General features: G+C 59.4%; 4 protein-coding genes and 1 pseudogene. 3 read left to right on the top strand and 2 right to left on the bottom strand.

What is annotated here, in order from left to right; genetic code table 11:
• Positions 1-98: 98 nt before the first annotated feature.
• The 3 genes from ABYO54_RS15005 to ABYO54_RS14995 are packed head-to-tail and all read left to right on the top strand — an operon-like array spanning position 99 to position 1,832.
• Positions 99-737, top strand: a complete 639-nt coding sequence (locus ABYO54_RS15005; RefSeq protein WP_372809050.1) for a Tfp pilus assembly protein FimT/FimU — start codon at positions 99-101, stop codon at positions 735-737.
• Between the two features lie 43 nt (positions 738-780).
• Positions 781-1,374, top strand: a complete 594-nt coding sequence (locus ABYO54_RS15000; protein ID WP_372809049.1) for a sigma-70 family RNA polymerase sigma factor — start codon at positions 781-783, stop codon at positions 1,372-1,374.
• Positions 1,371-1,832 carry an anti-sigma factor gene (locus tag ABYO54_RS14995; RefSeq protein ID WP_372809048.1) on the top strand — a complete coding sequence of 154 codons (462 nt, stop codon included), beginning with the start codon at positions 1,371-1,373 and terminating at the stop codon, positions 1,830-1,832. Before ABYO54_RS15000 ends, ABYO54_RS14995 begins: the two co-directional genes overlap by 4 nt.
• A gap of 13 nt (positions 1,833-1,845) precedes the next feature.
• Here the strand turns inward: ABYO54_RS14995 and ABYO54_RS14990 are convergent, their stop codons facing one another.
• The gene (locus ABYO54_RS14990; RefSeq protein WP_372809047.1) at positions 1,846-3,222 is read right to left on the bottom strand and encodes an alkaline phosphatase; all 1,377 of its coding nucleotides are present in this window, start codon (positions 3,220-3,222) and stop codon (positions 1,846-1,848) included.
• A gap of 76 nt (positions 3,223-3,298) precedes the next feature.
• Positions 3,299-3,799, bottom strand: a pseudogene (locus ABYO54_RS14985) (hypothetical protein); the annotation flags it as partial.

Here is a 3,799-nt window from a genome sequence, read left to right as displayed (position 1 = left end):
TACGACATTTCCTGTACGACCCCCAAGGGTGAGTCGATCAACAACTGGGAATAGGCTTGCGCTTGCCTCCGGAAAAATCCCGAACCAGGAACCGCCGAATGAAGAAGCCTGATCCTTCGCAATTCGGCATTGCTGGCGCGACGTTCGGGAATCGAACCCCGGCAACCGCCACGCGTCGCGAGGCCTTCACCTTGATTGAAGTGGTGATGGTGATGGTGTTGATCGTCATCATCACGGGCATTTCGATGCCCTACCTCGGGGGCACGCTCAAGGGCAGCAAGCTCAAGACCTCCGCCCGCGCCGTCCGCCGCATTACCCGCTATGCCCGATCGATGGCCATCATGCGCGAGGAGACCATGACCGTTGCGCTCAACCGCGATACGTTCGAACTGTTCATGGGGGGCACCAGCGCCGCCCAAACCGGCGGCGCCGACGGCGAGCTCGACCAGGACGTGCTCAAACGGCTCGGCTACGTCGACGGCGAGGGTTCTTCCTCCTCCACCGGGACAATCGACAAAGAGGTCCACGTCTTTCTCCCGGACGGACTCACCATCAAGGATTTCGACAAAAACCGAACGACGGAAGACGATGAATACGAGCATCTTCTTCTGATCCGCTTTTACCCAAATGGCCAGTGCGAGTGGTTCAAGCTCGAACTCGAGGACACCAAAGGATCCGGAGTCTTGCTTGAAATCGACCCGATTTCGGGAAAGATGACCTCCGAGTTCACCCAATAGCCCCGCCCCTTTCGTTGTACGGGCGAATCCCAGGCATATACACATGATGGATATTTCGGACATTGAATGCATCGACGCCTACCTTGGCGGGGACGCCAACGCGCTGGAGCCGATGGTGGAAAAATACAAGCGTCCGCTCTATTCGTTCATCCTGAAAATGACCGAGGGACGGGAAGATGCCGACGAAATCTTCCAGGAGACCTGGTTCCGGGCCCTCAAGAACATCCACAAGTTCAAACACAACAATTTCCTCAACTGGCTCTTCCGCATCGCCCACAATCTGGTGATCGACCGGGCGCGCCGGAACAAGAAAAACATCTCGATGCAGAGCAGCATCGGGGGCGACGACGGCAACGCCACGATGGAGGATCATCTGGCGGCGCCGGGCATATCGCCCGCCGAAGAATCCGGCGGAACCATGCTCGGCCTACGGATCGAAGCCGCCGTCGAAACCCTCTCGCCGGAGCAGCGGGAAGTCTTCCTATTACGCATGTACGGCAACACCCCCTTCAAGGAAATCGCCCGGCTGCAGAACTGCTCGATCAATACTTGCCTGGCTCGCATGCAATATGCACTGGACAAATTGCGTTCTTTACTGGAGGACGAATACAAGGAATTGCAGGAGGCCATGTCATGAAGTGCCAAGACATTGAAAAACTCATACTACTACAGGATTCCGGCGAATTGCCGGCCAGGCAAGCCCGTCGGCTCGCCGCGCACGTGCACGACTGCACATCTTGCCAGCAGTTCCAGCATGCCCTGATCGAAGCCCAACACCAATTCCAGGACAGGGAAGAACCCACCGCCACGGCCGTGCAAAACGTACTGCGCCAGGCTCGGGTGAACGCGCCGGCAACGGGAAGAAAAACCATTCCGCTCTTTGGGCTCAAACCCGCGTTGGCCATGGCCGCCTCGGCCCTGATCGCACTGGGGCTATACGTTGGCTCAACCAACCCCAACCAGGTTGGGATGGAATTGGTTATGAGCGAGACCCAGTTGCTCGACACGGAAGGCCGATCGATCCAAGTGATGTACGAGGGATTTTCCGAGGACGATTTGGCCTTCAATTTCCTGATGACGTACGACGGCGGGTAGCGGATCCGCCGCGCTATGCCGAGGCCACCAGATCCCGAAGGTTTTTCCCGATATCCGCGTTGTCGTTCTCGCCGGCGAACCGATCCGCCCACCGACCGTAGGCGGTTGTCTGGACCGGGGTCGCCGTATGCGTGAACGATGTCCAGCGCGAGCCCGTCCGTGCGGCAACCTCGTGCAGGAATGCCACGACCGCCGCGTTCTTCTTGCCATACATCTTCTGGATTTCCGCGCTGCGAGCATCCGTTGAATCAGCGGAGAGCGTCGCTTCAATCGCCTGCAGCAGCGTACTCTTCGTGATGTCGGCCACCTCGTCGAGGCCAAATCCCTCGACCAAGTGGTCATAAACCTGCTCGACGGTCTTCGTTCCCGTCTTTTTCCACTTTTTGATCTGATCGATGAAATGCGCCCCCTGATAATGCTGCGCATCGATGACGGGAACCAGCCGGGGCGACCGGATCGGGGACAGTTTCAACCCGCCGGTCTCATGGTCGGCCGTCACGACCAGCAACGATTCGTCGGGGTGCCGCATACAGAACTCAAGCACAACCGCAACGGCGTCGTCGAACGCGAGGGTTTCATGGATATTGGTGGCCAAATCGTTGGCATGCCCGCTCCAGTCGATCTTCCCGCCCTCGACCATCATGAAGAAGCCGTTTTCGCCGTCGAGCAATTCGATCCCCTTCCGGGTGTAGTCGGCCAGGGTCAGCTCCGCCTTCGTATCGATCGCATAGCCGAGGTCGTATTCCACCAACACCTTGGAATCCCCCTTTTTAAGTGCATTGAACCCGGCGCGGTCGCGAACGTGCCGATACCCCGCGTTTTTGACCAATCGGTCGACCGGCACCTTGTCCTTGGCTTTTCCTCGACCCAGCATCGTTTCGCCGGCGAAATAATCGAAGCCCGACTGCAGCATGAACTCGTCGATTTCATAATACATGGCGCGCGCCGGCACGCGGGCATAGAACGCGGCGGGGGTCGCGTGGTCGATCGGAACCGAGGAGACGATGCCAATCTTCTTGCCCGCCTCCTTGGCATCGAAAGCCGCCGAACGCAGGGGCGTTTCCTTATCCTTGGCCAATCCCAGCACGCCATTGAGCGTCTTCGTACCGCACGCCAGCGCCGTGCCCGCCGCAGCGGAATCGGTAATTGCCCCGGAGGCATCGTTGGTGGTCGTCAGCCCTTTGACCGGAAGGCGATTCATGGCCAGTCGAAAATCTTTCGCCGGGGCCTTCATCCGGGCATAGCGCTCGGCGATCCGCACCTGGGCCACGCCCATGCCGTCCCCGATCATCAAGAAAACATATTTCGGTTTCCCGTTCTTGGCGGCCCTGACGCCCACCGCCAGCGTTGCCGCCGCGCCCAACACACCGATAAATTGCCGACGTTTCATAATAGTTCCTTCAGTACACCACAAGACGCCGCCAACCGCGCGTTTGGGACCATCCGGCCCCACGGGTTGCTCCGACTCAAAACGTTCCAACCAACTTGATTTCCCGGGAGAGCTCAAACCCGAATTTTTCGCGGACCGCCGCGATCATCCGCTCCGTGAGGAGAAACACATCGTTGGCGGTCGCGGAGGGTTCGGCAATGATTATATTCGCATGCTTTTCAAACAGGTGGGCTCCGCCCACCGCGAAATCCTTTGCGCCGGCCTGCTCAAGAAACCAGCCCGCCGCCTGGCGCCGCTCGGCCGCGGAGGTGGGCTCGATGTTGCGGAAGACGCTCCCGGCGCACGGCATGGTCCGCCAATCCGGATGCTTCGTCCGGCGCAGCTCCATGATCCGGTCGCGTTCGCGCTCCATCGTTTCCCGATCAACGGGCTTGAGTTTCAGCACCGCATCGAGCACCACCGCGCCGGATTGCTTCAGGATCGAAGAGCGGTATTCGAAATCCAGCGCCAAGGCGTCGACCGCGCGGATCGTTCCGTCGGGCTCGAGCAGCCGAACCGTCTCCACCACATCGCCGAT

The organism is Pontiella sp., assembly GCF_041622395.1.
Classification (GTDB): domain Bacteria; phylum Verrucomicrobiota; class Kiritimatiellia; order Kiritimatiellales; family Pontiellaceae; genus Pontiella.
This window is presented reverse-complemented; position numbering and strand designations above follow the sequence as displayed.